We start from the raw sequence: 687 nt of genomic DNA on the forward strand, positions 1-687 counted from the left end.
CGTCGCCGCCTTCGCCGGGGCCCTCGCAGCCCTCGCCGCGACGCTCGGCCTCGCCCGCGCCGCGGGCGGCCTCAGCCCGACCACGACCGTGCTCGCCGGACTCGCGGTCTCGGCGGTGTTCGGCGCCGTGACGAGCCTCGTCATCTTCTGGAGCGCCACGACCGACAGCTACCGCGAGATCCTCAACTGGCTGCTCGGCTCCCTCTCCGGAGCGGACTGGCCCGCCGCGGCACTCGCGGGCGCCGCGATCGCGGTCGTCGGACTGCCGCTGCTCACGACCGGGCGCACGCTCGACGCGTTCGCGTTCGGCGACACCGCGGCATCCGCCCTCGGGGTGCACGTGACGCGCACGCGCGCGCTGCTGCTCGTCGCGACCGCGCTGCTCACGGGCGCGCTCGTCGCGGTGAGCGGGGCGATCGGGTTCGTCGGGCTGATCCTGCCGCACGCCGTGCGGCTCGTCGTCGGCTCCCGTCATCGGGCGCTGCTGCCCCTCTCGGCGCTCGCGGGTGCGGTCTTCCTGGTCTGGGTGGACACGGGCGCACGGACGCTGTTCGACCCGCGCGAGCTGCCGGTCGGGATCCTCACGGCGCTCGTGGGCGGCCCGGTGTTCGCCGCGCTGCTGCTGCGCGCCCGGAGGGCCTCGTGAGCGCCGGGGCCCAGCCGGGATCGGCCCAGCCGGGTGCGGGC

1 protein-coding gene is annotated in these 687 nt (G+C 76.9%); it reads left to right on the forward strand.

Features of this window, described 5'->3' with window-relative positions:
• The coding region (locus ESO86_RS18135; RefSeq protein WP_165308415.1) for an iron chelate uptake ABC transporter family permease subunit at positions 1 to 646 on the forward strand (646 nt) is incomplete at its 5' end.
• Positions 647 to 687: the final 41 nt, after the last annotated feature.

This window comes from Agromyces binzhouensis (genome assembly GCF_004135055.1).
Lineage (GTDB): Bacteria > Actinomycetota > Actinomycetes > Actinomycetales > Microbacteriaceae > Agromyces > Agromyces binzhouensis.